Source organism: Ancylomarina salipaludis, assembly GCF_004122035.1.
GTDB classification, from domain to species: Bacteria; Bacteroidota; Bacteroidia; order Bacteroidales; family Marinifilaceae; genus Ancylomarina; species Ancylomarina salipaludis.
In genome coordinates this window covers 53,496-79,313 of record NZ_SAXA01000012.1, presented here as the reverse complement: position 1 = coordinate 79,313, position 25,818 = coordinate 53,496, and the positions used below count along the sequence as shown (strand labels likewise).

Below are 25,818 nucleotides of genomic sequence, written 5' to 3'. Positions count from 1 at the left end.
AGTATTAACAATAGATCAATAATCAGTTTATACTTTTTAATTTGCTCAAATGAATTTTCTTGCTCATACTCTAAAATTAGTTTCTGGTAATTTTTATCTAAGTAGTTAGATGCTATTAGGCTTATTAAGAATATTATTCCTGTTAAGAGATAATAATAATATTCGTGTAATATTGGCTTGTGATATAAAACTTTTTCAGCAAGTCTAGGAGCGATATTCATATTGATCATTAAAGGCATAGTTATAATAAAAATACATGATCCTCCCCATAATCGTGTAAAATATTTGTCTGCAAATAATCTACATCTACTTACTACATAAATAAAAATTTTCATTTCGATCATTTATAAATTTGTGTATTAAAATAATTTATTATTATTTACCCATAAAAGAAGGATTCATCATAACACCATCCCTTGTATGCAGGTTATGTATAGTCATAATGTTATTTGAAATATCTTTACCCAAACCTTTCCAACTTCCAGGATAAAATTCAGTTACTGCCCAATCAGCTATAAAATATGCTGTCGATATACCTAACCCCCGATAGTCCCAGTGTATTGTACAAATGATAGCCCCTTTAGGGGTTTGGGGTAAATACCTGAGGAACAAGTTGAAAACAAAAACACAGCCCACAACAAAAACCCACTCACATCACTTCAACGGGGTTTATTACATTATTTTCTTTGAAAATAGATACGAGCGAAACGCTCGCACCAACAGTCAGTGCATGCTCGGACTATCTAGGGGGATATTTAATAATCGAGGTTACAAACCTCCTAAATTAGAGGATTTACTTAGGTTATTAATGAACCTATTACTAAAACCAGTAAAATTACAAATAACAGTCCTGTAAATGTATAATTAAATTCAGGTAGCTCCCAGTTTTTAAGCTTAACATTCTTACGTAATACGTAACGATGAACTAAAAATCCAATATAATTAAGTAATTGCCATAATATCATTGTTCCTTATCTTTTAAATTATTATATCCTTTTTGGCCTATAGTCAAAGTATTACCCCGATAATCCCAGTGTATTGTAAAAATGCTAGCGCGAGCGTTTCGCTCGTGCTCTGCGTAGCAGGCAATAATTTATAATAATACCTAATTACATTCCATACCACACATCTTTCACAAACCACACGAAAGGATTGATTTCATCGAACTTCGTTTCGTGCGGTAGAGGGGGGTTAATTAATTGCTGATGAAATTATCGCAGCAAACATTAAAATAAAAGTCATAATAATATATAACAAAAGATACCCCTTAAATTTCTCTTCTTTTTCTTTTTGTAATTTAATTGTAATAATATTTCTTTTTGGAAAGAAATATTTTAGCAAGTAATAAACTGAAAACAACAAGAATGCCATAATAGCAAATTTTAATATTTTAGTCTTACCTGCTAATAAAAAATCAAAAATCCATAAATTACCAATAGAAAGCTGTAAAATAGAAAATGAATTAATCAGAAGTAAAAGAAATATTACTTGTAAAGATCTTTCATATGCTATTATTTTTGTACCTCCATTGTTATAGTATTTATAGAACAGATAAATTACTACTTCAAAAATATTTTTCATTTTACTATTTTATTATGTACATGGTAAATATTATTACCATCAAAATTATTTACTTTGAAATATTACCCCCGATAGTCCCAGTGTATTGTACAAATGCTAGCGCGAGCGTTTCGCTCGTGCTCTGCGTAGCAGGCAATAATTTATAATAATACCTAATTACATTCCTTACCACACATCTTTCACAAACCGCACGATTTAAACCATTCCGCTGTCTACCTTATCTGTTTTGCGACGGCGTTTGACCCATTCATTATTCTTATCAATCAACTCGGCAATTGTTTTGGCAATCGCCTCATATGTACCGGGCTTTACCCTGGCCATGGTGTTCAAATAGTCCACCAAATTGGCATTCAGCTCAGCGATCGTTTCTTTCTTTAAGTTAGAGGCAGAAACCAAATCTTTCTTCGCACTCTCTCCCTCTGCCTCTTGCAAGGCCACATTTTCAAAATCTTTTTGAGCGGCCTCCAAAGCTGTAATTGTTTCAGCCACGCCCTGCAAGCTGGCTATTGCCGTCACAACATCGGGCTCACTTAAATCGTTGAGTAGGGATGCAATTTCTGCTGATTCCTCAGCATAATCCTTGTATTGCATACCTAAACCATACTGCTTTAATATATTCTCTACGACCCAGGCAGCTTCTTTCATTTCGGCAACAGGAATATGCACATAGCCCTCTACCAACTTAAACAAGTCTCTGATTGCCATATTGCGCACACGATTTTTCTCTGCCATCTGAGAATACACTCTCAAACGTTGCAATGCCTCAATCAGTGCCATGTTAACAACACGCATTTTCTCAATTACAGGTTTGAGATAAGTGTCTGCACTCCAATCATTCTTCGCAAATGCTTTTAGAATAAGAGTTAATAAGGCACTTATATCACCATTGCGACTATTCGTTCTGATTTTCTTAATCAATGCCATAAAAGAGTTACAATTTTGTATTTTATTAAGCACTCATCGCTTTCATTTAGCTTTATTCAAATAATAATTGTTCTAAATGCTATTTTATTGTCTTTCACTAAATACTTATAGCTAGAAAAATTCATTTTTTGATCTATCATTAAATAATGATTGATTGAAAAACTACTTTTTTAGCCTTTAACTAAACAGTAATTAAGCAAAAAAATCATTTTTTAGTCTTTAACTATATGATAATTTACAAAACAACCAACATATATAACTAAGATCTAATACCATACAAGCTTCTTGCTCTTTCTTTAAAACATAACTAAATATACTTATTTTATACTAAATAACAGAAATAAAAAAAAACGGGCCGACAAGAATAAATCCTTATCGGCCCGGGAATAAAAACAAACAAATTCGTTTCTTATCGTCTTAAGAAGCTTTATTCATCTTCTCTAACATCGTTTTTAGAATCACATCATCGGTTACCTCCATACCTTCAGTGGCCAAACGACCAATATTACGGATGGTAGCTTCAACATCTTCATCAACAATACCATCGACATTAGTTAAGCATTGACTATTTAAAGCCAATAGCGACGATTGAATTCCGGCGCTTACACTGGCTGAAATTTTATGTGCGCAACTTGAGTTGGCTCCGTCACAAATCATCCCAGTAACGCTACCCGTCATATTTTTTAGGGTCGAACTCAAATGAGCCAAATCTCCCCCCATCATGTAAGTGATGCCACAAGCAGCTCCTGAAGTCGACAATAACACGCCACAAAGCGCCGACAATTGACCAATAAAAGATTTCATATGTATCGAAATCAGTAAGGCCAGAGCCAAGGCTCTAAGTAAAGTATCGTCATCAACCTTAAGTTTTTCTGCCACAACCATAATAGGCAGAGTAAGACTCATCCCCTGGTTACCGCTACCGCAGTTGGACATAACAGGCAGTGAACAACCCGCCATTCGGGCATCCGAACCTGCAGCTGCCATCATCACCGATTTGTTGATGATATCTTCAGAAAGAATACCTTTTTCGATATTCATCAACATCGATTTACCCACTTGCAAACCATAGCTTCCTTTTAGCCCTTCTTCAGCAATCTTCTTATTCAGCTGAACGCCTTGATGCAGAAACTGAAGCTCAGCAATATCAACCGTTTTAATAAAATTATAAATGGATTGAACGCTCCAGTCCTCTTTTTCTTCGGTGATTTCTTCTGCTGTTTTGACTTCTTTTGTAAAAACCACCTCGCCATTGCGTTCTACATGAACAATATTCTCATGTCTGTCCTGAATCACAACACGACTTGTATCATCGCCTTTATAGCAGATACATTCAACGTGAAGCTTAGGTACATCATGCAGCATATGAATTTCAACCTTACCATCACGAACAAAAGCTTTAGCCTGATTCGCGATTTCTTCACTAATATTTGTAAAAATCTCCAGGCCATTTTTGGATTCACCTCCTAAAGCTCCCAGAGCAACTGAAATGGGTAATCCTACCATATTGGAACCGGGTATGCCGACCCCCATCACATTTTTAAAAACATTACCACTTACCTTCATTTCTACGCGTTCAGGTATGGCATTCAATGTTTCTCGTGCCTTGGCTGCAGCCAAAGCGATTGAAGCAGGTTCTGTGCAACCAGCGGCAGGCACAAACTCCTTTTTTAATTTTTGTAAGTAAACGTCCTTCATTGTTGTTGTTTATTAAAAGCAAATGGTCACTTTTAAATTAGCTTAAGTATGACAGCAAAGCCAGCTCGCATTGCCATCAGTTTCAATCTCATGCCTGAGATTCAAATTTCGAACAAAAATGTTCTTTTTTTTAGAATATGATGCCCTAACACATCATATATTCTCTTAATTTTTTCAATTAAAATCTATAAAAGAGTGGATCAACCTGTTAAGAAAAAACAGATCGATCCACAACTAACACAAACTAACAATCAAAATTATTCAGCAGGGTTCATAATCACCTCTACCAGATTTGTTTTCTTGAATAATTTCTTAGCAAACTTCTTAACAGAAGCTGCATCGATACCTTCAACCAATTTCTTATACTCCTCCTTAGATGTAAATTCTGAACCTAACATCAAATTGTTTTGAACAACACTTAACCAAAATGAATTTTGCAATTCAGCCTCTTCTCTGCTTTTAATAAAATTGTTTTTAATCTCAGTTAAATCGGCAGCATTACAGGCTTCTTTCTGAATTCTTGTGATTTCTTCTTCAACAATCTCAACCAAACGATCACACTTTGCCGGATCCGTATCAAAATTGATACTTAATGAGAACTCCGGGCTAGGCAATTTAGATGCAGATGGGCGAACACCAACACCATACGATCCCCCTTCTTCTTCACGAATAGTTGTCATATAACGCTTCGATAAAAGTTGGGATACCACATTCAACATCAATTTATTCTTCAAAGTATAATCCAAATCACCCTGGATGCTATAAGATACCGTTGTTTTTGGCACAGCCATCTTACGAGTAAAAATCTTACTTGTTTTTCCTTTAGCCGGACCTACTTTATGGTCTACAAAAGATTCTTTTCTGTTAGAAGAGCTAATACTACCGATATACTTTTGAATCATTGGCAAATGCTCTTCTTCATTGATGTTTCCAACGAAAATGAAGGTAAAGTCACTCGCATCAGAAAAACGCTCTTTATAAATTTCAGACGCTCTGTTGAAATCAAGCTTATTGATAAACTCTTCGCCAAATAGTAACATACGAGGCGAATAATTGGTCGTTGCCAAAGCAATTGTATCCTTTAAAGCTTTACCATTGTCAACGCCTATATTGGTAAGGTAGTTTTTCATACGTGCTACTTGTGCATTATAGGGTGCTTCTTCGAAACGAGGTGCTTCAAAGTTCAAATAAAGCAACTGCATCAAGGTTTCAAAATCCTGAGGTGAGGCCGAACCGGAGAAACCTTCAGTTAACTCACCCAAATTTGCACTCAAGCCAGCAATTTTACCGGTTAATTTTTTCTGTAACTGAGTCGCATTGAATTCACCAACTCCTGACATTTGGACGATACCGGTTGCCATATCTGCAGAAGCCAAATCCTTAACATCAAGTAATGAACTCCCTCCAAAACTGAATGAAGACATTGAAATATTATCCTTGCTAAATTCTGTAGGAAGAATTACAACTTTTGCCCCATTTTCAAGAACATAACCTTTTGCATCTGTCCCTTCAACCTTAAATGTATCAGTAATTTTAGCGGGTTTTAATTCTTTAGCAACAAGAGGCTGATCGCCCGCTTCATCCACATAAGCCTCAACATCAGAAGCCTTCACTTTAGCTGCAACAGCCAGTAATTCGTCTTTAGTTGGGAAATACTGAGTCGCGTTTTCAGGTCCTTTTAAAATGAGTGCTGAATTTGCCTCATTTGAATATTTTGAAACCATTGCATTCACTTCATCCAAAGTGATAGCCGGGATTGTTTTAGCTGCAAAAGCCATTTCCCACTCTATAGAAGGGAATGGTTTTGACTTTAGATACAAGTCTCCCAGTTGCTTCGCCCAACTATCGTTACTTATTTTAGCACGATTGGCATAATAGGACTCATATGATCTTTGAAACTGAACTTTCACCCGATCTAATTCCGACTGGTTAAAACCATAACGTTTCACACGTTCGAGTTCGGTTAAAACTTCTGCAAAAGCCTCCAGTTCCTTTCCTATCTTAGGCGAAACATAAATATAGTTAAGACCTTTGGTTCGAGCCATTTCAAAACTTCCAAATCCCATCCCAACAGCAGAACATTCTAATTTTTTAGTTTGTTCAGAAATACGACTTTTTAGCATCTGAGAAAACATCGAATTAGCCATATTGCGTCTCTGTGTCTCTTCAGTAATCACAGAGTCAAGATCGTAACGAAATCCCCACATGATACTCAAACTTTTTGCTTCTTTATCCTTAGCAGCAACGTAAGCCAATGCTTTTGAATCCGGAACCTGGCAATAGGTACGCTCAGCCGCATTCTTTGGCATTGGAATTTTTGAGAACAAAGCCTTTACCTTCGCTTCCATTTTCTCAGCATCGATATCTCCAACAATAACGACAGCTTGCAAATCCGGACGATACCATTTCTCATAATAATCGCGTAGAGCCTGATGCTCGAAATTATCAATCACATCCAAAGATCCAATGACATCACGATCAGCATATTTAGAGTTATTAAACATCACTGCGTTTGTCATGTTTCTCAATCTGAAATCTGCATTACGACGCGTTCTCCATTCCTCATGAATAACACCACGCTCCGATTCAATTTCTTCTGCTTCCAAAAGAAGTCCTCCAGACCAATCGTGTAATACTAAAAGTGCAGAATCCAATAAATTCTCGCTTGCAACAGGAATATTACTTAAGTTATAAACCGTTTCGTCCTGAGCTGTGTAGGCATTGATATCACGACCAAAAAGAATACCGTTTTTCTCCAGATAATCAAGCATGTTCTTACCTGGGAAATTCTTTAGTCCATTAAAAGCCATATGCTCCAAAAAGTGAGCTAAACCATTTTGAGCATCATCTTCAAGAATAGCACCTACATTCTGAACAAAGTAAAAACTCGCCCTATCCTTAGGTTCCTCGTTATGCATGATATAATAAGTCATGCCATTCTTCAGTTTCCCAGTCTTTACCGCCTCATTAACAGGCACAGTAGTGGTATACTGAGCAAAAGAGCTCAATCCCAAAATGCTAAAGCACAACAGGAGAGAAAATTTAAATATTGAAGTCATATAAAAAGTATTTGATTCAGATTGGATTAGAGATAAAACTGATCTTTAATGTGGTGTTCAAAACAAAATTATCACTATCTGAATTTGATTTTAAAAGTTAAATATCTACTGGTTTAACTGGTTTCTTTCGACTTTGAAATTCTTCTACTAGTTAGTTTTATACGCCTTCTAAAAAGAAAGGACAGAATCCAAGAATTCGTTTTCAGTTTCTATAAAATCAGATCCGACCAAAGATGATTTTAAAGAAGGTTGCGTCTCTTAGACACCAAACGATTCTATACAGATTCTGCCCCTCTACCGACTAACTAAAAAAAAAAATAATTAAAAACTATTTGCAAACATCTAAGAACAAGTGCGCTGCAAATATACTGCCTTATTTACACATGAAAACTAGAGAGCAACGCTCTTCCCGTTCTTAAAATTCTTTACCCCTTCGTCAAGAAACTTAATAAATGCATCCACATCTAAATCGTAAGCTCTTGGTGTATGCAATGCTTTACCTTCATTGTCAAGAAGCACATAATAAGGCTGAGCATTTACATTATAATTTTCTATTTGATAATTCGCATTCTTTTTTCCTAATGTCTTTTTAGTTTTACCATCGTAGTTAGATACAATCCATTCTTCCTTTGGTAATTCTTTTTTATCATCCACATACATGGCTACAATGACATAATCGTCTCTCAGGCGTCTTAACACTTCAGGATTTGACCACACATTCGATTCCATCTCACGACAATTTACACATCCGTGACCTGTGAAGTCGATGAATAAAGGTTTATTCTGAGCCTTAGCTGCAGCTTTAGCTTCATCCATATCGAAGTAGCCTTGCAGGCCGTGAGGTAAATGAAGGAAATCGCTGTACTTGGCATTTATTTTTTCATGCTTAACTCCCGTTGAACCTGCATTTTCAACAATCATTGTAGGAAGATCAAAATCCAAACTTGATTTTGGAGGGGTAAATCCGGATAACATCTTAAGTGGCGCTCCGAACAAACCTGGAATCATATACACAACAAAAGAGAATGAAGCGATCGCTAACATTAATCTTGGTACACTGACATGCTTCACTGGACTATCGTGAGAGAACATGAGTTTTCCTAACAGATAAAATCCTAATAATGTAAAGATCACAATCCAGATTGCTAAATAAACTTCTCTGTCCAAAATTCCCCAATGGTAAACCTGATCGGCAACGCTTAAAAATTTCAATCCTAAAGCCAACTCAATAAAACCTAATACAACTTTTACAGAGTTTAACCAACCACCTGACTTAGGCATGGTATTCAACCAACCCGGGAAAATGGCAAATAATGTAAATGGCAGAGCAAAGGCTAATGAGAAACCCAACATACCAATAATTGGCATCAAGACCTGACCACCTGCTGAGGCAACCAAAATAGATCCTACAATAGGTCCTGTACACGAGAATGATACCAACACCAATGTAAAGGCCATAAAGAATGAGCCCATAAACCCACCTTTATCTTCATTCGCAACTGACTTGTTTACCATCCAACTTGGCATTGTAATTTCAAACATACCAAAGAATGAGAATGCAAACACCATGAAAATAACAAAGAAGAAAACATTAGGAATCCAGTGCGTACTCAGAAAGTTTGCAAAATCGGGTCCCATAACAACAGCCAGAATCGTTCCAACAACCGTATAAATGGCAATAATTGAGAAACCATAGAAGAAGGCATTCATTCTACCTTTAGCCTTATTATCACCACCACTATGCATAAAATAACTCACAGTCATCGGAATCATAGGGAATACACAAGGTGTTACAATTGCAACTAAACCACCCACGAATGCAAGTAGAAAAATAGTCCAAAGACCTTTTTTATCTTCTTTTTTATTTTGAACCGGAGCCTCGTCTTTTGTTTCTGCCTTAACCTCTTCTTTTACAACAGCCGCAACTTCTTTCTTTTCTTCTTTAACAACTGGTTTGGCAGTTGGTTCTGCTTTAGCAACAGCATCCGCCTTTGCAGTTAAAGACAAGTTAAAATCTTCTTCTCCCGTAACACAACGACCGGACACATCAGTACATGCCTGATATTCGAATGAACCTGCAACTTTTAAGTCTGCTTTAAGAACTTTAATTTTCTGACGGAATTCAGCTTGCTTCTCGAAATAACTCACTTCACCTTCCCAAACTTCATCGAAATGCTTGATTGGTTTAATTGGAGTGACTTTACCTACCAATTCGTAAGAATCATTTTTAGTAAAATTAAACGATGCCACTATAGGACCTAAATCCGGATCAAAATCATTTGAATACACATGCCATGTATCCTGAATATCTCCCTTAATTAATACTTCAAGAGTCTCTCCAACTTTCACATCCTTCTTCGAAAATTCAACCTTCCATTTTGCCGGCTGAACAATCTGACTAAATGCACTCAAAGTAATCATGCTGCTCATTATAAAAAATAGAGCAAACTTAAAATTCAATTTCATTGGACTTAATTTTTGTTAGTTGTTGTGTGTGACAATCGCTTATCACTGATTTTTATTTTTATCATCCTTAAACGGACAAGTCTTTTTAATCTGTTTTTAATTTTCGTACACTCATAAGACCCCTATTTCATAAAAAAGGGTGAATCGGATTTCATTTATTTTTGTCAAAAAATGTTAAACTCAGCAAGATAGCACCCATATCAATGAACAATCACCCTAAGTGTTTTGTTAATTTACTATCTGATAAAAAGCTTATATATCTTCAACTTACACTTTCTCTTATAATCCAGATTAGATAAAAATAGGAAATGATTATCTACCGAAAAAAAATAAATTTTATCTGGTTTCATTTTAATTCAGGCATCTTTTAAATCATAAGCTGAGGTAAAATTGAAAAAATCAAATTAAAACAAAGCCTATTTATCCTGTTTTTTATCCTCAGTTCCATTCTTTTAACAAGGAGTTAACAATTGTAAGCTTAGAATAACTAAACCAATGAATTCCAATACAACAAAAACCACCCTAAAGGTGGTTTTAAAAAAACAAAAGGACAGAATCAGGAAAGCTTTTACATTTCATAAAACCTGATCCGACCAAAGATGATAATATAAAAATAATGCCCCCAACCATCAAACGCCTCTACGAAGGATTCTGGCCTATCATTAACTAAAAATTCTAATCCTAAAACAAGTCAAAATTGAAAGGGGATGGCTCATAGTCTGATTTTTTTCGGAGCCCTAATTTAGGATCCGAAAAAAATCAAAATAACTTTATAGTGAAAATCAACCTTTTTCAGGACGATACAAACTCTAGATATACCATTTGTATCCCATCTGGGGATGTTTCTTCAAACATGTAATTTTTAGTGCTTTTTAGAAAACTCACATTGCTTTTGTCATTTTCTTCACTAACTGAAGATGGGATCATGAAATACTTATTAATAAATTTCATAGCCGAATCAAGTTGAGAAATTGAATTAATGGGTTGTAAGTCCTTGTAAATACTATTTTTCAATTCAGATTCCTCAACATCTTATATATTGTACTTTTCCATTAGAGCATTGAACCTAGTATCATCTATGTCCTCGATAATTTCATTTTGAATACAGGCCAAACACATAGCGCTAAATACAATTATTCCAACTGCTCTACATAAACTTTCAACTCAAATATTCACATACATCTATTTTATTAATTTTATACCCTTTGAACTCACTTTCTTACTCATTTTAAATTTCCTGCTGAATTGGAAATATATAATGGTACCGATTACAGGAAATACTATAATCAAAATGAAGAATAATAATTTCTGCAATTTATTTTTATACAGTGATTTTTGAATATCAATAAAAGCCCAACACCATAATATTATTGCTAATAATAGAAATATAATCACTAAAAAATTTCTCATTATCATACAAGATTAATTTTTAATATTACTACAATTTGTCAATTGCTTCCTTTAAGCGGGTAACAGAAGGATGTGTATTGTTACCACCAACTTTACCATTTTCAGTGATGAAAATATCAAAAGCGTTCGCAGCTTTCTCCTTATCCTTCTTGTGCAGATAAAGTTTTGCCAACATCATATTTCCCATGATGATGCCATTTTCTCTGTCAGCGGCAAATGTTTGAGCAATCTTGATAAAATCATTTACTATTTCTTTTTGGGCGGCCAGTTTTTCCGTTCTTAAAATCTCATCACATATACTATGATACGTAAAAATATTGCCGTTTGAGGCTTTTGCCTCTTTGATTTTAAGATTGTACCATGTTTGCAATTGATTGTTTGCTATGTAATAGGTATACTTTAAACTTTTCTTTGTATGCTCTAAATTATCATTTGGAAATTCCTTATGACATTTATCAATTTCATCATTCAGTTCTTTTAAGTTTTTACACGCTTTAGCATACTGTTCCAAATGCGTATAATAAGCAGAACCAAATAATGTTGCATATTCATAAGACTCGGTAATTTCTTTTACTTTGTCCTTATTCATCAATAAGTAGTTGAATTCTTTTGACCCATATGGAAATTTAGCAGCTGAAATCACATAGAACTGTTCTTTGTTCATGTATTTCTCTATAGAGGTTTTATTGATGATTTCTTTGGCAACAATGGACATCGTTTCCTTGTCATACAGAGCTTTTACTGCATTCAGATAAGTCATTAAAAATTCCAAATCTCTATTCCCGTTCTCGAACTTGGCCCTAAGGGTTCCAATACGCATTTCCGGGTTCAGAGCTGCCTTTGCACCTTTGATTAAATCCTCCGCTGGCATTCCCCCTACCAACTTGTGAACAGTCTTTCCGCTGGCATCTATAAAAAGCAAGGTAGGATAAGAAGTTATTCCATATTGCTTGTTTAAGGCAATCCCTTCTCCTTTTTCCATATCCATTTTTACATTCACAAAATTTTGGTTAAAATAGTCACCAACCTCCTTTTGTGGAAAAATGTCTTTTGCCAAATACTTACATGGACCACACCAACTTGTATAGCAATCCATAAAGATCAATTTGTTCTCTTTCTTGGCTTTTGCCAAAGCTTCCTTAAAAGTTCCATGTTCGAACTCAATGCCTTGAGCAAACAAACCTCTACAGATAAATGTAGCTACTATTAGTACTAAAATCTTTTTCATTACCATTAAATTATTTATTACAAGAATTCCGAGGCAAAAGAACTCAACTCATTTATTCTTAATTAAAATCAAAATTTTCTTAGGAGGTAGAGAGTTAGCCCCGATTAATTTCGGGGCTACTATGGTTTCCACTAACGAGGGTTTTGTTCGATTTCACGATTCTTTAAGATGTACTTTCTTGCTATTGGCTGAGCCCACTTGTTATCTCCAGGTAATAAGATGTGCGACTTTCCCGCTACACTATGATCGATGGAGATATTTGCATCATCATATGCATTGTAACGCTTAATGTCGAACCATCTTGATCCCTTAAAGGCAAGTTCTCTTCTACGCTCCTGTTTTACTTTGATCAAAGCATCTGCTGCATCTGTAGCTGTCAGTTCAGTATAAGCTTCTGTCTTAATTCGGTTTTGACGAATCAAATTCACATCCGACATTGCATCACTAATATTTCCATTTCTTGCATTACATTCCGCTCTAGTCAATATCATTTCAGGTACAGATAATCCACATGTTCTTCCTACCAAATACTCTTGCAAATATATCTTGTCAGCATAAGGAGGGAACCACTCCGTTTCAAACATTCCTGTAAACCTTAAATCATTTTCCAAATCATACAAATCCTTCAATTGCTGACTTGGATAAATCAATTCATACGAATTTTGAGGTTCTTTCCACAAGATTTGTTCTTTGTTTTCGTGGTTATTCGGTAAATCAATCATATTTGCGTACCAAGCATTCTTTGGTAATTCATTGTAGTTATACATGAAATTATAGTATGATAAAGATTCATCCGCATTTGAAAGTGCTTTGTTAAAATCACCCATCAACAAGTATGTTCTTGCCAAAAGTGCACTGGCTGAAGCCTTAGAAGGACGATAAGATTGCTCCTGAACACCAGGCAAATCATTGTATACTGCATCTAAGTCACTTAAAATTAAATCATATACGTCCTTCACAGTTGATCGTTCCAAACTTCCTTCAATAGCAGGTTCAATAAGCAAAGGAACTCCTAAATCAGTTGCCGCAGTAGATGAATTATAATGCTTCCCATATAAATTTACCAAATTCAAGTAAGCAAAAGCTCTGTGAATAATTGCCTCTGCATACAATTGATTCTTTTCGTCTTCACCTCCGGTTGCGGACTTCACTTCTGCAATAACAATATTACACATGTAAATCTGATTGTAAATCGTTGTCCAATCCGGATCTTCCTGCTCTTCCAGATAGATATGATCCTCAAAAGTGTACGCATTTCTGATGCTCTCACCATATTTGCTTTCGAATCTATCATCGGTAATTACAATATCATCACTCAAATATAGATCTCCTCCGTAACTCTCAACAACACCAACAGATTCTCCTCGCGAATAAGCCTGATCCATCAGTAATCGATAATCCTCTACTTTTTGAGGTATAATTTTTCCTTTGGGTTTGATATCCAACCAATCATCACATGATGTAAATAGCATCAGTAATGCGACTATATATATGTATGTTCTCATTTTTTTTTATTTTAAAAGATCGATTGTATTGATCTCTTGATTATCAATTTAAATCAGTTAAAATGTAGCTTTCAAGCTAAAGGTATATTCAGGCTTTAAAGGCATGCCTGATAAAGTTTGATTATTCCTAACACGAGGTACATATTCAGGATCCAATCCAGAATCATTGAATGTTATAACACCTAAATTTCTTACCTGTACGCCCACATTCAAAGCTCTCAATTTCAAAGGCTCCACAAACTTCTTAGGCAAGTCATAGCTTAAAATCACTTCTTTGAATCTAATGTGTGAAGCACTTTCTACTCTATTGTCTGATGTTCGGCTGTAACTACCAAAATAACTACCTATTTGACTAAAATCTGTTGGCAGAACAGGAATATCTGTGTGAGCCTCATCCCCTGGCTTTTGCCATCTCTTCACATAGTCCTTATGAACAAAGTGTCTATACAATGGAGTTTTTAAGTCAGAGTAGTTAATGGTAGGCACTCTAAACTTGTGACCAAACTTATAAGTAAACAATGTACTTAATGAAAAACCTTTATAACTAATCACATTTGACCAACTGCCATAAAACTTCGGAATCAGGTTTCCTTCATATTTTAAGGCTTTTGGATCTTCCAACTGGGTTTCATGATCAATAATTTCACCCTTTTCATTGTAAATTTGAGGTAACCCTTCATTCGATAATCCAGCCCAACGATAACTATACATGTAATGCAATGGTTTTCCTACCCTGGCTACTCCTCCAATATAGCTTGACACGGTTTCATCAGGCATTTCAACCTTTTCAACTCGGTTTTTATTGTAACTGAAATTCAGAATACTGTTCCACTTTATGCCTTTGTTCAAAACACCAACATTCACACTTGCATCAATCCCTTTGTTGCTCATTTCAGCGAAATTCATTAATGCACTGGAGAACCCATAAGTTGAATTCAATGATACATTACCCAATAAGTCGGTACTGTTTTTAGAGTAGTACTCAACAGATCCGGATAATCTATTCGAAAACAGTGAGTAATCAACCCCAACATTTACAACTGCAGTTTTTTCCCATCGAAGATTCGGATTTTTCGGATTCTTCAAATAGGCATATTGATGCTGATCTCTGTAATCCTTGGTAACTTCAGCAATCAAATATGGACTGGTATCTTTGTCAACATTACCATTGGTACCATAGGTTAATCTAAAATTCAATCGATTCACAAAGTCCAGATTTATAAAATCTTCTTTATGCATCTGCCAGTTCAAACCAGTTGACCAAAGTGGAACATTACGATATTTCGAATCTGCACCAAACAAATTCGAATCGTCCAATCGTGCACTTGCCGTTAAGGTATATTTATCGTTGTAGGTATAGGCCATATTCCCATAATAGGATACAAAACGGTCTTCCAAATGACCAAATGAAGTATTATCCCCTATATTTCTTTTTTGTCCACTGATAGCCGTTGTATATCTCTCATTGTGATTTACACTGATATATTGCAAACTTTGCGGATCATACCCATATTTACTGTACGAAGATTTCTCACTTTCATATTTTCTGACCTCCATACCTGCAAGAGCATTCAATTGGTGCTTGTTATCATCAAATGCACGATTAAAATTCAATTGCCCTCTGGTAGTGAAAGTGCTATACTTTTCAAAAGACTGATTGAAAATGTGACCTTTGGGGAAATTACTGATGATATTTCCATCTTTAATATAAGTAAATGTATTTACACGATTTCGAACCGTATAAGTCTCTTCATTATATAAATTTTCTCCTTCCTTATTTCCCCACTCATACTGATATCTTCCTTCAAAATCAAGTCCATCTACAAGCTTCACATTAACACCAACATTCATACGAATATCCGTATTCTTTACAGTATTGTCTTTATTCTGAAATTCCTGATACAAGTTGTAATCCCAATTGTACGGATAACCTTGTGCAACCAAATCTTCCTTAGTTGATTGATAGTAGGATTCAGGCTGCGGAATGTAGTTCCCATCAGCATCTACTATTGTTTGATATTGTGGAGTTCTAAGAATACTTTGAATTCCAATTCCATTGTTATACTGATTTCTAAGCGTAGTAGAAATTCCAGCATTCACATTGATGCGATCAGTAATTTTAGTATTGATTTTAAAATTCGCAATCAAACGATCATTTTGATTTTCCTTAGAAGATGTTTTGTTATCATCGTAACTCAATGAGAGACGATAGTTGCTATTATCACTGGCTCCGCTGATTGCAAGATTGTATTGTTGACGAACAGATTTTCTTAAAAACAGATCCGCAAATTCGTCTCTTACATCAACTCCTTTAAGCTGATTAATGATAGCATCTGCTTCGGCTTGATCGATTTGTCCATCATTTAGTTTTAAAAAAGTATCCATACCCTGAGTAATCGGATATTGATTAGCTCCCGATGGCAAATTTTGCCATCCATTGTCGGCAAGAAATTTCTCTACCTCTAAAAACTTTTCAGTTGAGGCAAATGGCAACTCGTATAAATCAGTATGATCAGCAATGGATAAAGTTGAAGAAAACTCTACCATTGGTTTTCCTTTCTTCGCATTTTTTTTTGAAACAATTACAATAACACCATTGGCAGCACGAGCTCCCCAAATAGATGCTGCAGCCGCATCTTTCAAAACAGTCATACTTTCAATGTCATTAGGATTTAAGGTTTCTAGATCTCCCTCAATAGGAAATCCATCAATAACATATAAAGGATCGCGATTTCCTTTCATTGTACTAATTCCTCGGATGGTTATATTTCCCTCATTGTCAAATAATACACCTGCGGCCTGTCCTTCCAGCTTATCTACCACATTTAAAGTTGATTTTTGATCCAAAACTTCTGAATCTACTTTTTCAAATGCTCCTGAAGCTCTTTCTCTCGAAATAGACTGGTATCCGGTCACAACCACCTCATCCATTTGTTTTGAATCAGCTGTTAAACTTACATTTTGCACAGACTGGCCTTTGTAGGCAATTTCCTGAGGTAACATTCCCACAAATGAATAGATCAATACTACATGATCATCTTCAAATTGTATAGTATAATTCCCATCAATATCAGTAGCCACCCCATTTGATGTTCCTTTTACCACCACCGAAACACCTGGTAAAGTATTCCCATCCTTATCAGTAACCGTTCCTTTTAGTTGTTTTTTCGCTTGTTTTTTATCCTTGTTAACAACTTCAATTTGAGGTTTTGGCTCAGGCAGTTTTTTCTTGATCACCACAACATTATTGTCTAGTGCATACTCCAAATCGGTATCCAACAAAATTTCATCAAGAATTTCATTTATACTGGCCCCTTCTTTTTTAATACTTACCACAGGAAAATCCTTTAAATCCTTGGTCTTGTAAACAAACACAATCCCTGAATTTTCCTGAAGTTCCCACAAGAGATCCGATAAACTAACTTGACTGACCTGCACGTTGATTTTTCCTGCCTGAGAATACACATTGGCAGAAACTTGCATCATGCCAATCAGCATCAAAAAAACTGAAAGTTTCATAATTCTAAACGTTTGATTTCGTTTCCGCATAAAAATGCGAAACACATCTGCAAATTTTTCCATAAATTTGTCTGGGTTAAGTAATGATTAGTACTAGAATTTAACTCAAGGGGGAGGATATTCGCCGTATCACTCTCCCTATTTTTTTATTCAACAATTAGTGCCGACTTATTTATTTTCAAATGAATATTTCCTGTTAACTCAATATGATTAAGAAGGGGTTGAATTTCATCATAACGATTTACACTGATTGAGAAACGCTCCTCCTTTTGTTGTGCATGCTTATAAAAAACTTTCACGCCATACCACCTGCTCAAACTGCTGAGAATATCTTCCAATCGTTCATCTTTAAAAACAAATTGGCCCTTTGTCCAGGCGGAATAGATTGAAGCATCAACCACCTTTTTCGTATACTGACGATTCTTTTTATCAAAAACGACTTGTTCATTAGGTGCCATTATTTGTTGCTTGTCATCCATTATCAACTTCACTTTCCCTTCATTAAGAGTGGTATAAGTATAAGCTTCATCGGCATAAGCTTTCACATTAAACTTCGTTCCTAAAACTTTTACAAAGGTGTTAGCTGTTCTGACTATAAAGGGTTGGTCCGGATTTTTAGCAACTTCGAAATATGCTTCTCCCACAAGATCGACAACACGCTGCTTGCCTGTGAACTTTGATTTGAAACGCAATGAAGATTCCGAATTCATCCAAACCTTTGTCCCATCAGACAATTGCACAAAATACTCACCTTTGCTAGGCACATTAATGGTGTGGGTCTCAATTTTAGATAGATCACCTTCAATCTTAGCGTACACCAATTGCCCCGAATCGACCTGAGCATTTACCTGATAAAAAAGCAGTAGGGTATCTTGTACAGACAAATCAATTTTATTTTGATTGTCAACCTGAAGGTAGGCAAGTGATTCGCCAGGAAGAACCTCAACTGTTTTTACAGTCTGTAAATCCTGGAAAATAAAATACAACTCAGCCCCCAATACCATCAGTAAAATAGCGGCCGCCACCGAACGCCACGGCTTTAATAAACGAATAATCTTAGGCAGCTGCTGCTCCCCCTTCCCAATCTTATTTTCGATATTGGCCCACACAGCTTTTTCATTAAACCTCTTAACTTGAGTATTTCTCCAGACTTCATACTTGCCAGATGCAACATCATGTATATCGTCGAGCTCCGAATCGTTTAGTTCTGAATTCGATAAATCATCGGACAATATCAATTTTGCCCAAATTCTTGCCCGCTCTATATAAGTCTTAATTGATTTCATTTTTAAGTATTGGTTTACCTATATACTCGAAAAATGAAAAGCGGGTGAGTGAAAAATGAAATTTCTTGTAAAATTTACGAATTAAGAATATCCGTAATAAAAAGAAGGGCAAAAACATGTTTATGGAGTTTCTCCCTCAACTTGGCATAACCCGCCTTTTTAAGCGTTTTTACAGAATTGATTGAGATACCCAATTCGTCTGCTATTTCCTGATTTAAACAGCCATTTAAGGTCAGACTGATGATTTTACGAGTTTGATCGGGTAAATTTTTAACGGCATCCCGCACCAATTTGTACGACTCCTCCTTTAATATTTGAGAATTAAATTCCACCTCATCTTCCACATCTTTTGCTGAATGATTCTCGATGGATACCGTTCTTAAATCACGGATATGATTTAAAATATTGTTACGAACAACTGTATAGAGATAAGATTTAGTTCCCACTAGAGAATTAAACTCTTCGCGTTTATTCCAGACTGTGATGAAAGCTTCCTGCACAATATCAGCCACAACATCCTCATTTGAAATCATTTTGTAACCATATAAACACAGAGAGTGAAACATATTTTCATACATCTCTCTAAACGATTTCAAATCACCTTTGGCAATTTGACGAATATGGTCATTAGTTAGGTTCATAGGTCGGCGTAAAGATATATAAAGAATATTTTTAGCCAAATTTCAAGCTATATATAAGATTTAGGCGACAAAATAAAACAAAAGCCACCCCAAAGGATGGCCTGCAAATTTAAAAAGACAGAAAACCGACATGCGATTAAATTCAGTTAGCACTTAGAATTTTACATCGGGATTTACAATATCTTCAGCATCGCATTTAACTATTGGTCAATTCTTTTATTTTTTCTTTGGCATTAAGGTTATCAGAGTTTAGAGCTAAACTCTTTTTATAATTTTTAATTGCCTTTTGGGGATTACCATTATTCATGTAAGCTTCTCCAAGAGAATCGTAAGCATCATAAGAATTGGGGAAAGCAAGAGTCTCTAGTTTAAACAATTCAATTGCTTTGGGGTAATTCCCCCTTTTTATCATTTCATATCCTTTAGCATTGAGGTCTATTTCTGATAATTTAGAGTTGGAATCCTTCATCATTTTAGTGGCGTATTCAACACCATCATACAAGCAGGCTTTTACAACTTTCTTTGTAAAAAAATAAGCCTCTAATTTGGGTGTGCTCCCTGAAATGGTTTTCTCTATAAAAAAACGAGCATCCAAAAATCCCTGATCCAAATCTTTATTGGTTAAAAGAACTACGGTATAGTTTTGTTTTTCGAATACCCGCCATTCAGCCCCGACACCAAAATGCCCGCCACTGTGTCCGTATATACCAGACCCCGCTGCTCCGGCAAATTGCATTCCATACCCGTATGAACCACTTTCGGGTTCCGTTTTCATTATAGCCGTATAGCTCGCATTTAATAAGTGCTTATTTTTGAATGCCGTAGCAAACTGATACAAGTCGTTGAGCGTTGAGAAACCGCCACCTGCGGGACCGCCTTTAACGGTACCCATAAAAAAAGTCTTCTGAAGTTTATTGGGGTATGTATCAGAAAGAGTGTAATTTTCAGCAGCATTGTTAATAGGATGATCGATGTCGAAATTACCGGTATTTTCCATTTTTGCCAGCGAAAAAACATTGTCTTTAATATACTGTTCGTAGGATGTTTGTGTTACTTTTTCAATGATTCTGCCCAATAAAATATAATTTGTGTTTCTGTAGGCAAACGCTTCATCTGGCTTAAACTCCAAAGGCTTATTTTCATACAAAAACGTAAGACTTTCTATGCTTCTAAATTGGTCTTTTGAGGTATTCTTAAACGTCTCGGTGGCAAAATAATTAGGCAAACCACTTCGGTGAGTCAAGAGCAGTCTGATTGTAATCGAATCTCTTGCAATTTTATTAGGATAATTGGGAAAAAATTTTCCAATAGGATCATCTAACGCCAATTTCCCTGCTTGAATCAATTGAAAGATGGCAACCGCTGTAAATGATTTGCCTATTGAGGCATAAGTAAATTTTGTTTCCGTATTATTTTTCACCCGATGACCTAAATGAGCAAATCCATAAGTCTTTTTAAACACAATACTGTCATTTTTGGCAATTAAAACGACCCCGCTAAAACCATCTAAAGTGTCAAGATAATTGCTGATTTCAGCAACTTTACTATCCTGATATAAAACTGATTTGTCATTCGTGCAAGAGAAGAAAACAACGACTGTTAATAGGTAGATTATTTTTTTCATATAGGTCTTGTTTTAAGTTATTTTTCAGAAAATCGAATGGTTAATGAGTCATAGATCAATGATGTCACTTAAACTTGTCCTTCTATTATTTACGCTCATATTTTCGTTATGAGATGGAGCCCCTATGGGTTTCTTTTTTTAATCTCTTTCACTCCTGCTTTTGTGACTATTAGTTCTGCGACTTTTCCTTTTTCGTTTCTAACAAATTCAATTGTTCTGTTCGAATTATCTGATCGAAAAAATTTGATTCTAGATTCCGGAATTAATTCAATATCCTCATCCTGATAGTACAGTTTTTCATTCTTTTTAAAAATGATAACATTCTCATACCTTCCGATGTAGTCATCATAAACAGTAGGGTTTAAACTGATGGGAATATGTTTGTAGGGAAGTTCAACGGGCTTATCAAAAACAATTGCAGCAAGCCCGTAAGCAATTAAATATGACGGAGATTGATTATTGGATAATACAGTGATAAAAACACCGTCATCCGTAAATTTATTAAAGGATGTCATCGCTCCAAAAAAACCACCATCGTGAGCAATTAATTGATGATTGTGATTGTAAAAAGGATTGATTAACAACCCCAATCCAAAATGATGGTCATTATACGAGGTAAACATTTTCCTTTTAGACGCGTCGTTGAGTAAAACTGAACTTTCAAATAAGGCTTTATTCCATAAATCTAAATCCTCAACGGTACTATACACACCATCGTGACCAATATTAAAATTCCAGTTTATATATGGATTCTTTATCAATTTATTGTCTTTTAAATAATACGTTTTGGCCAATTTAGATACGATTGAATCGTTTGTACTAATGCCTGTATTGTGCATCATCGACTTATTAAATAAGTTGGTTTTTAGATAAGCCGCATAAGTCTGATTCGAAACGTTTTCGATGATGCGAGCAAGTAAATAATAGCCAATATTACTATAGGCTGTCTTGGTGCCTGGTTGAAACAAAAGCGGTTTTTGCATGATATAATTAGCAACAGAATCTTTATCTAATGATGTTTTTGCCAAATACAACTCATCATAGTCCATTTGAAATCCGGCATTATGAGTCAGCATCATTTTGATTGTAATCCTGTCTCCATTCGGAAAACTGGGGTAATACTTCGTCAGCTTATCTTCAAGAGAAATTTTGCCTTGTTCAATGAGTTGTAAAATAGCTACAGCGGTAAATTGTTTTGAAACAGAGGCTAAACTAAATTTGGTATCTATTGTATTGGGTATTTGCCATTCATAATCAGCCAAGCCATAGGCTTTTTTGAGTAAAACCGAATCGTTTTTTGTGATTAATACAGTTCCGGAAAAATGATTAACGCTCGCCTGAGCATCCATATAACATTCCAGCTTTGACTTATTTTGAGAATGGGCCAGGCTTGTTATAAACAAAATTACAAGTGTAAAATATTTCATTTCTTGGGGATTTGACAATTTTGAGTGATTTTACTTAGGATTTTATGCAATTGCTCTAACTCCTTATCTGTTAAAGCATTTAATGCAGTTTCTCTGTTCAGTTCAATCATGGGGTTTAATTTTTCTATGATTGCTTTTCCAAGTTCAGTGATTTTTAACTTTGTTTTTCGCTTGTCATGATCATCAAGTGCTTTGCTTAAATAATTTTTATCAATCATCAGCTTAACAATTCGAGTCATTGAGGCGTAATCTTTAAATACCAGATCTGCAATTTCAGATTGACTCATATTATTACGGTCAATAACAATTAGAATTAAAGCCTGGTCTACCGTAATATTAGGTACCACTTTAGAAATATTCTGTTGGCATAATTTACGGTAAGCTTTTACTGTTTCCTCAATTGAGTAAAGTACTGTGGTGGTTGGTGTGTTGAATTTCATATTATTTGACATATCAAACAAATATACAGCATTTATTTGATATATCAAATAATAATTTAAAATCAGATGTTAGTTCTAAACCGGAGCAATTTTAAAGAGGATAACTTATAACATGTATTTTTGATCTGACTAAAAACTAAAAGACCAGCCCTATTGCATACATTAGCCTTACCTTAATAAGGCTTTAAAATCGTAATCAATTTTCTAAACTTAGGTGAACAAAAAAACCACCCCCAAGCTGGAGGTGGTAACAAACAAAATTCATTATATGAACTCTAAAATTCTAATAATCAAAACGATTTCTTACAAAGATCTTTGTATCAATTGCTTAAACTTTTCATCCGAGGGACGGGGTGCAAAGGCATCAATAATTTTCCCATCCTTGTCGAATACCATAAAACGAGGAATACCATTAATCAGATAGTTTTGAAACTCTGATCTATCGGCCATGTATTGCAAAGACGTTTTTTCATGTTTTTCAAGATATTTCCTCCAAACTGACTCTTTGCTATCTATACAAACTGATATAAACGTAACCTTATCATAGGCAAACTCTTTAGCCAATGCTTCGAAATAAGGCGATTCGGCCTTACAAGGTCCACACCATGTTGCCCAAAGGTCAACGACTAATATTTTACCTTTGAAATCTGTTTTATTTATCGATTTCCCCATTAAATCAGTTATCTGGAAATCAGGGCCGTCTTTACCTGGAAGCAAGGTATTGTACTTTTCAAATGCTTTATCCAATACTGATTTATAAGAATCAGTTTTTAACTCCTGAACAAGCTTTACTTTTTCATTCAACACTTCCTGTACAGGTCCACGAAAACCTAATTGATTAATGATTTGATAAGCTTTAATAAAATCGTCTATTTCCGCTGTAAACTCTAGGTCTTTTTCATTCCATAACCGTTTAAATACAACATCACGAAACTCTTCCAACTGCAAATATTCAGGATGTGCTCCTGCCAAATCCACATACTTTTTAAAATCGTCCTTAACACTTGCTGCCGCAAACTCATAAGCAGTCTGACTTTCCTCCTTATTTTTAAATTTACCTGCAAAACGCAAATACCCTGGGTAAGCATTAAAAGAGATGGCTGCACTTAGGTAATTTCGTGTCTTCTCTAATTCTACAAAACTTTTAGGCAAATTCTGATAAACATTTAACGAATCCATAAATTCAGTCATCTTTTTCTCAATTTCTGTCTTTATAAATTCATACGAACGATTTGATTTTATCAGATGACCAGCTCGTAAAAAAGAGCCTGCTTTTGGAAAAGGTTTGTAAATAAGATACCTGTTAGGTTCAGCTCCAACCCCCTTAAATTTGGCATGAGTAGGATAATCTTTATCAATGTAAACCTCCAGGTTATAGCCCGGCTGCAAGTACAATGTATTCCTGCCTAACTTAAAATAAGTCGGTTTTTTTAGATTTAGTTCAATTTCAAAACGGTTGGAATCACTCAAATGAATCTCCACTCCTTCCTTTAATAGAATTGCCTGTGGATCTTGACTCCCCATCTTAATCGTTTTGTCAAAATTTACCAATTGCCCTTTTAGTTTTACTGTTTGCTTTTGTGACTGTACACAGCCAACCCATCCAAAAATAACGAAAAACAGAGCAATATACTTTAAATAATATTTCATATTTTGTGTGTTCATATCTTAATTTTCTATGTGTTTTTGTACTGCATTAATAATTTCTTCTCCTCTGAGTTCTCTAGCCAATATCTTTCCTTGAGGATCAAGCAAAATAATATGAGGAATCCCACTAAAAGCATAAGCATTCTTAATTTGGCTCATCTCCTCTTGTGAAACCAATAATTGATTCCAATGACTGCCATCTTCTTCAATGGCTTGTTTCCAACTATTTTCTTTACTATCAAATGAAACCCCCACTACAGCCAATTGATCTTTGTCAAACAAATCGATGGCCTTTTTAAAATAAGGAGTTTCCAATCTGCACCAATAACACCAGCTAGCCCAAAAATCAACCAAAACGTATTTCCCCTTGAAGTCACTCAATCTTTTGGTTATCCCTAATGTATCGGTTCCTGAAAAATCGGGAGCCATTCTCCCAACAACGCTGTTTTCGAATCGTGTTAAGGTTTGTTCAATTTTTTCAGACCATAGTGACACTAATGCTTTTGCTCCTAAACTTTTATAATTATGACGAATTTCATCAATTTTTTCCTGAGTATAGAAGTTTTTAAAATAGACGAACCGTTTATAAAACAGGTATAAACCAAAAGGAGAATTCTGATTTTTTTCAATCAATTGCTCGGTTTTACGATTAACCATTTGCCAATATTTGTCACTGAGGCTCCGACATTCTTTATTTAGTTGGTCTCTCAATGAATCATTGCTGTTTTGTTTTGCTTTCTTTATTTTTTCCTCACAAAACTTCAAATCTTTCAGCTCTTTTGATTCTCTCAAACCCTTATTAAACTCTTCAAACATGACATGCTCAGGAGATCCGGACACTTCCATTGAAATCTTTCCGTTGGTAATATCTAATGATGCTTTAATGGGAGCAGGAACAATAAATAATGGTACGGTATTCCTATCCCTTCCGATATAACAGATTTGGCTTTTCAGATTTTTCGTATCTATTTTAAACCGATCATCTCTAACAACAGCTGAATCTAATGGTTCCTTACGACTTTCAGAATATAAATAAATTTTCTCCCAGTTCTCACCAGAGATGGTTCCTTCTATACAAGGACTTTTTTTGTTACAAGAATAAAAACAAATGAAAACAAATGGTAGCACTAATTGTCTAAGATACTTTCGTTGCATAATTAATAAATTCAATGATTATATACCTGATCAATTACAAACGATAGTCAAAGCCTGCATGATCGATTTGAAGAATACCATAGTCGTTTTAATTAACGTCCCGTTAAGGAAGACGACCAGGTAAATTTGGATTCTAAAATGTCCTTACCAGACAATAGTTTAGCAGCCTATTAAAAAAAGCAGAACAATCCCATTTGCTGCCATATCA

The 25,818-nt window shown here is 35.2% G+C and carries 16 protein-coding genes; all 16 read right to left on the bottom strand.

Annotated elements, in window-relative coordinates; all coding sequences use genetic code 11:
• Window positions 1-1,191: 1,191 nt before the first annotated feature.
• Complete coding sequence (locus tag EO244_RS12865) at window positions 1,192-1,581, bottom strand: hypothetical protein (RefSeq protein WP_129255092.1); 390 nt, start codon at window positions 1,579-1,581, stop codon at window positions 1,192-1,194.
• Window positions 1,582-1,776: 195 nt separating this feature from the next.
• The gene (locus EO244_RS12860; RefSeq protein WP_129255091.1) at window positions 1,777-2,505 is read right to left on the bottom strand and encodes a DUF6261 family protein; all 729 of its coding nucleotides are present in this window, start codon (window positions 2,503-2,505) and stop codon (window positions 1,777-1,779) included.
• 417 nt (window positions 2,506-2,922) lie between these two features.
• A complete protein-coding gene (locus EO244_RS12855) occupies window positions 2,923-4,203 on the bottom strand; it encodes an L-cysteine desulfidase family protein (protein ID WP_129255090.1) in 1,281 nt (426 codons plus the stop codon).
• A gap of 257 nt (window positions 4,204-4,460) precedes the next feature.
• Window positions 4,461-7,262 (bottom strand): M16 family metallopeptidase, encoded by a 2,802-nt coding sequence (locus EO244_RS12850; RefSeq protein ID WP_129255089.1) that lies wholly within the window; start codon window positions 7,260-7,262, stop codon window positions 4,461-4,463.
• A 390-nt stretch (window positions 7,263-7,652) separates the two neighbouring features.
• Complete coding sequence (locus EO244_RS12845; RefSeq protein ID WP_129255088.1) at window positions 7,653-9,728, bottom strand: protein-disulfide reductase DsbD family protein; 2,076 nt, start codon at window positions 9,726-9,728, stop codon at window positions 7,653-7,655.
• 1,182 nt (window positions 9,729-10,910) lie between these two features.
• Complete coding sequence (locus tag EO244_RS17240) at window positions 10,911-11,138, bottom strand: PLDc N-terminal domain-containing protein (RefSeq protein ID WP_164977496.1); 228 nt, start codon at window positions 11,136-11,138, stop codon at window positions 10,911-10,913.
• A gap of 28 nt (window positions 11,139-11,166) precedes the next feature.
• Entirely contained in the window at window positions 11,167-12,366 is a 1,200-nt protein-coding gene (locus tag EO244_RS12835; RefSeq protein ID WP_164977495.1) for a thioredoxin family protein, read from the bottom strand.
• A 131-nt stretch (window positions 12,367-12,497) separates the two neighbouring features.
• Window positions 12,498-13,871 carry a RagB/SusD family nutrient uptake outer membrane protein gene (locus EO244_RS12830; protein WP_129255085.1) on the bottom strand — a complete coding sequence of 458 codons (1,374 nt, stop codon included), beginning with the start codon at window positions 13,869-13,871 and terminating at the stop codon, window positions 12,498-12,500.
• 57 nt (window positions 13,872-13,928) lie between these two features.
• Entirely contained in the window at window positions 13,929-17,453 is a 3,525-nt protein-coding gene (locus EO244_RS12825; RefSeq protein WP_129255084.1) for a SusC/RagA family TonB-linked outer membrane protein, read from the bottom strand.
• A gap of 83 nt (window positions 17,454-17,536) precedes the next feature.
• The gene (locus EO244_RS12820) at window positions 17,537-18,676 is read right to left on the bottom strand and encodes a FecR family protein (protein WP_129255083.1); all 1,140 of its coding nucleotides are present in this window, start codon (window positions 18,674-18,676) and stop codon (window positions 17,537-17,539) included.
• Window positions 18,677-18,750: 74 nt separating this feature from the next.
• Window positions 18,751-19,317, bottom strand: a complete 567-nt coding sequence (locus EO244_RS12815; RefSeq protein ID WP_129255082.1) for an RNA polymerase sigma factor — start codon at window positions 19,315-19,317, stop codon at window positions 18,751-18,753.
• 196 nt (window positions 19,318-19,513) lie between these two features.
• Window positions 19,514-20,941 (bottom strand): serine hydrolase, encoded by a 1,428-nt coding sequence (locus tag EO244_RS12810; protein ID WP_129255081.1) that lies wholly within the window; start codon window positions 20,939-20,941, stop codon window positions 19,514-19,516.
• A 122-nt stretch (window positions 20,942-21,063) separates the two neighbouring features.
• Window positions 21,064-22,368: a serine hydrolase gene (locus EO244_RS12805; RefSeq protein WP_129255080.1), complete on the bottom strand. Its 1,305-nt coding sequence runs from the start codon at window positions 22,366-22,368 to the stop codon at window positions 21,064-21,066.
• Complete coding sequence (locus EO244_RS12800) at window positions 22,365-22,808, bottom strand: MarR family winged helix-turn-helix transcriptional regulator (RefSeq protein WP_164977494.1); 444 nt, start codon at window positions 22,806-22,808, stop codon at window positions 22,365-22,367. Before EO244_RS12800 ends, EO244_RS12805 begins: the two co-directional genes overlap by 4 nt.
• A 303-nt stretch (window positions 22,809-23,111) precedes the next feature.
• A complete protein-coding gene (locus EO244_RS12795; RefSeq protein WP_129255078.1) occupies window positions 23,112-24,473 on the bottom strand; it encodes a redoxin family protein in 1,362 nt (453 codons plus the stop codon).
• 3 nt (window positions 24,474-24,476) lie between these two features.
• Window positions 24,477-25,610, bottom strand: a complete 1,134-nt coding sequence (locus EO244_RS12790; RefSeq protein WP_129255077.1) for a TlpA disulfide reductase family protein — start codon at window positions 25,608-25,610, stop codon at window positions 24,477-24,479.
• Window positions 25,611-25,818: the final 208 nt, after the last annotated feature.

Bases quoted from the DNA above. Each gene is read 5' to 3' on its own strand.
- EO244_RS12830 (WP_129255085.1), bottom strand. From the start codon at position 13,871: ATGAGAACATACATATATATAGTCGCATTACTGATGCTATTTACATCA.
- EO244_RS12820 (WP_129255083.1), bottom strand. From the start codon at position 18,676: ATGAAATCAATTAAGACTTATATAGAGCGGGCAAGAATTTGGGCAAAA.
- EO244_RS12835 (WP_164977495.1), bottom strand. From the start codon at position 12,366: ATGAAAAAGATTTTAGTACTAATAGTAGCTACATTTATCTGTAGAGGT.
- EO244_RS12845 (WP_129255088.1), bottom strand. From the start codon at position 9,728: ATGAAATTGAATTTTAAGTTTGCTCTATTTTTTATAATGAGCAGCATG.
- EO244_RS12860 (WP_129255091.1), bottom strand. From the start codon at position 2,505: ATGGCATTGATTAAGAAAATCAGAACGAATAGTCGCAATGGTGATATA.
- EO244_RS12855 (WP_129255090.1), bottom strand. From the start codon at position 4,203: ATGAAGGACGTTTACTTACAAAAATTAAAAAAGGAGTTTGTGCCTGCC.
- EO244_RS12825 (WP_129255084.1), bottom strand. From the start codon at position 17,453: ATGGAAAAATTTGCAGATGTGTTTCGCATTTTTATGCGGAAACGAAAT.
- EO244_RS12815 (WP_129255082.1), bottom strand. From the start codon at position 19,317: ATGAACCTAACTAATGACCATATTCGTCAAATTGCCAAAGGTGATTTG.
- EO244_RS12810 (WP_129255081.1), bottom strand. From the start codon at position 20,941: ATGAAAAAAATAATCTACCTATTAACAGTCGTTGTTTTCTTCTCTTGC.
- EO244_RS17240 (WP_164977496.1), bottom strand. From the start codon at position 11,138: ATGAGAAATTTTTTAGTGATTATATTTCTATTATTAGCAATAATATTA.
- EO244_RS12865 (WP_129255092.1), bottom strand. From the start codon at position 1,581: ATGAAAAATATTTTTGAAGTAGTAATTTATCTGTTCTATAAATACTAT.
- EO244_RS12790 (WP_129255077.1), bottom strand. From the start codon at position 25,610: ATGCAACGAAAGTATCTTAGACAATTAGTGCTACCATTTGTTTTCATT.
- EO244_RS12800 (WP_164977494.1), bottom strand. From the start codon at position 22,808: ATGAAATTCAACACACCAACCACCACAGTACTTTACTCAATTGAGGAA.
- EO244_RS12795 (WP_129255078.1), bottom strand. From the start codon at position 24,473: ATGAACACACAAAATATGAAATATTATTTAAAGTATATTGCTCTGTTT.
- EO244_RS12805 (WP_129255080.1), bottom strand. From the start codon at position 22,368: ATGAAATATTTTACACTTGTAATTTTGTTTATAACAAGCCTGGCCCAT.
- EO244_RS12850 (WP_129255089.1), bottom strand. From the start codon at position 7,262: ATGACTTCAATATTTAAATTTTCTCTCCTGTTGTGCTTTAGCATTTTG.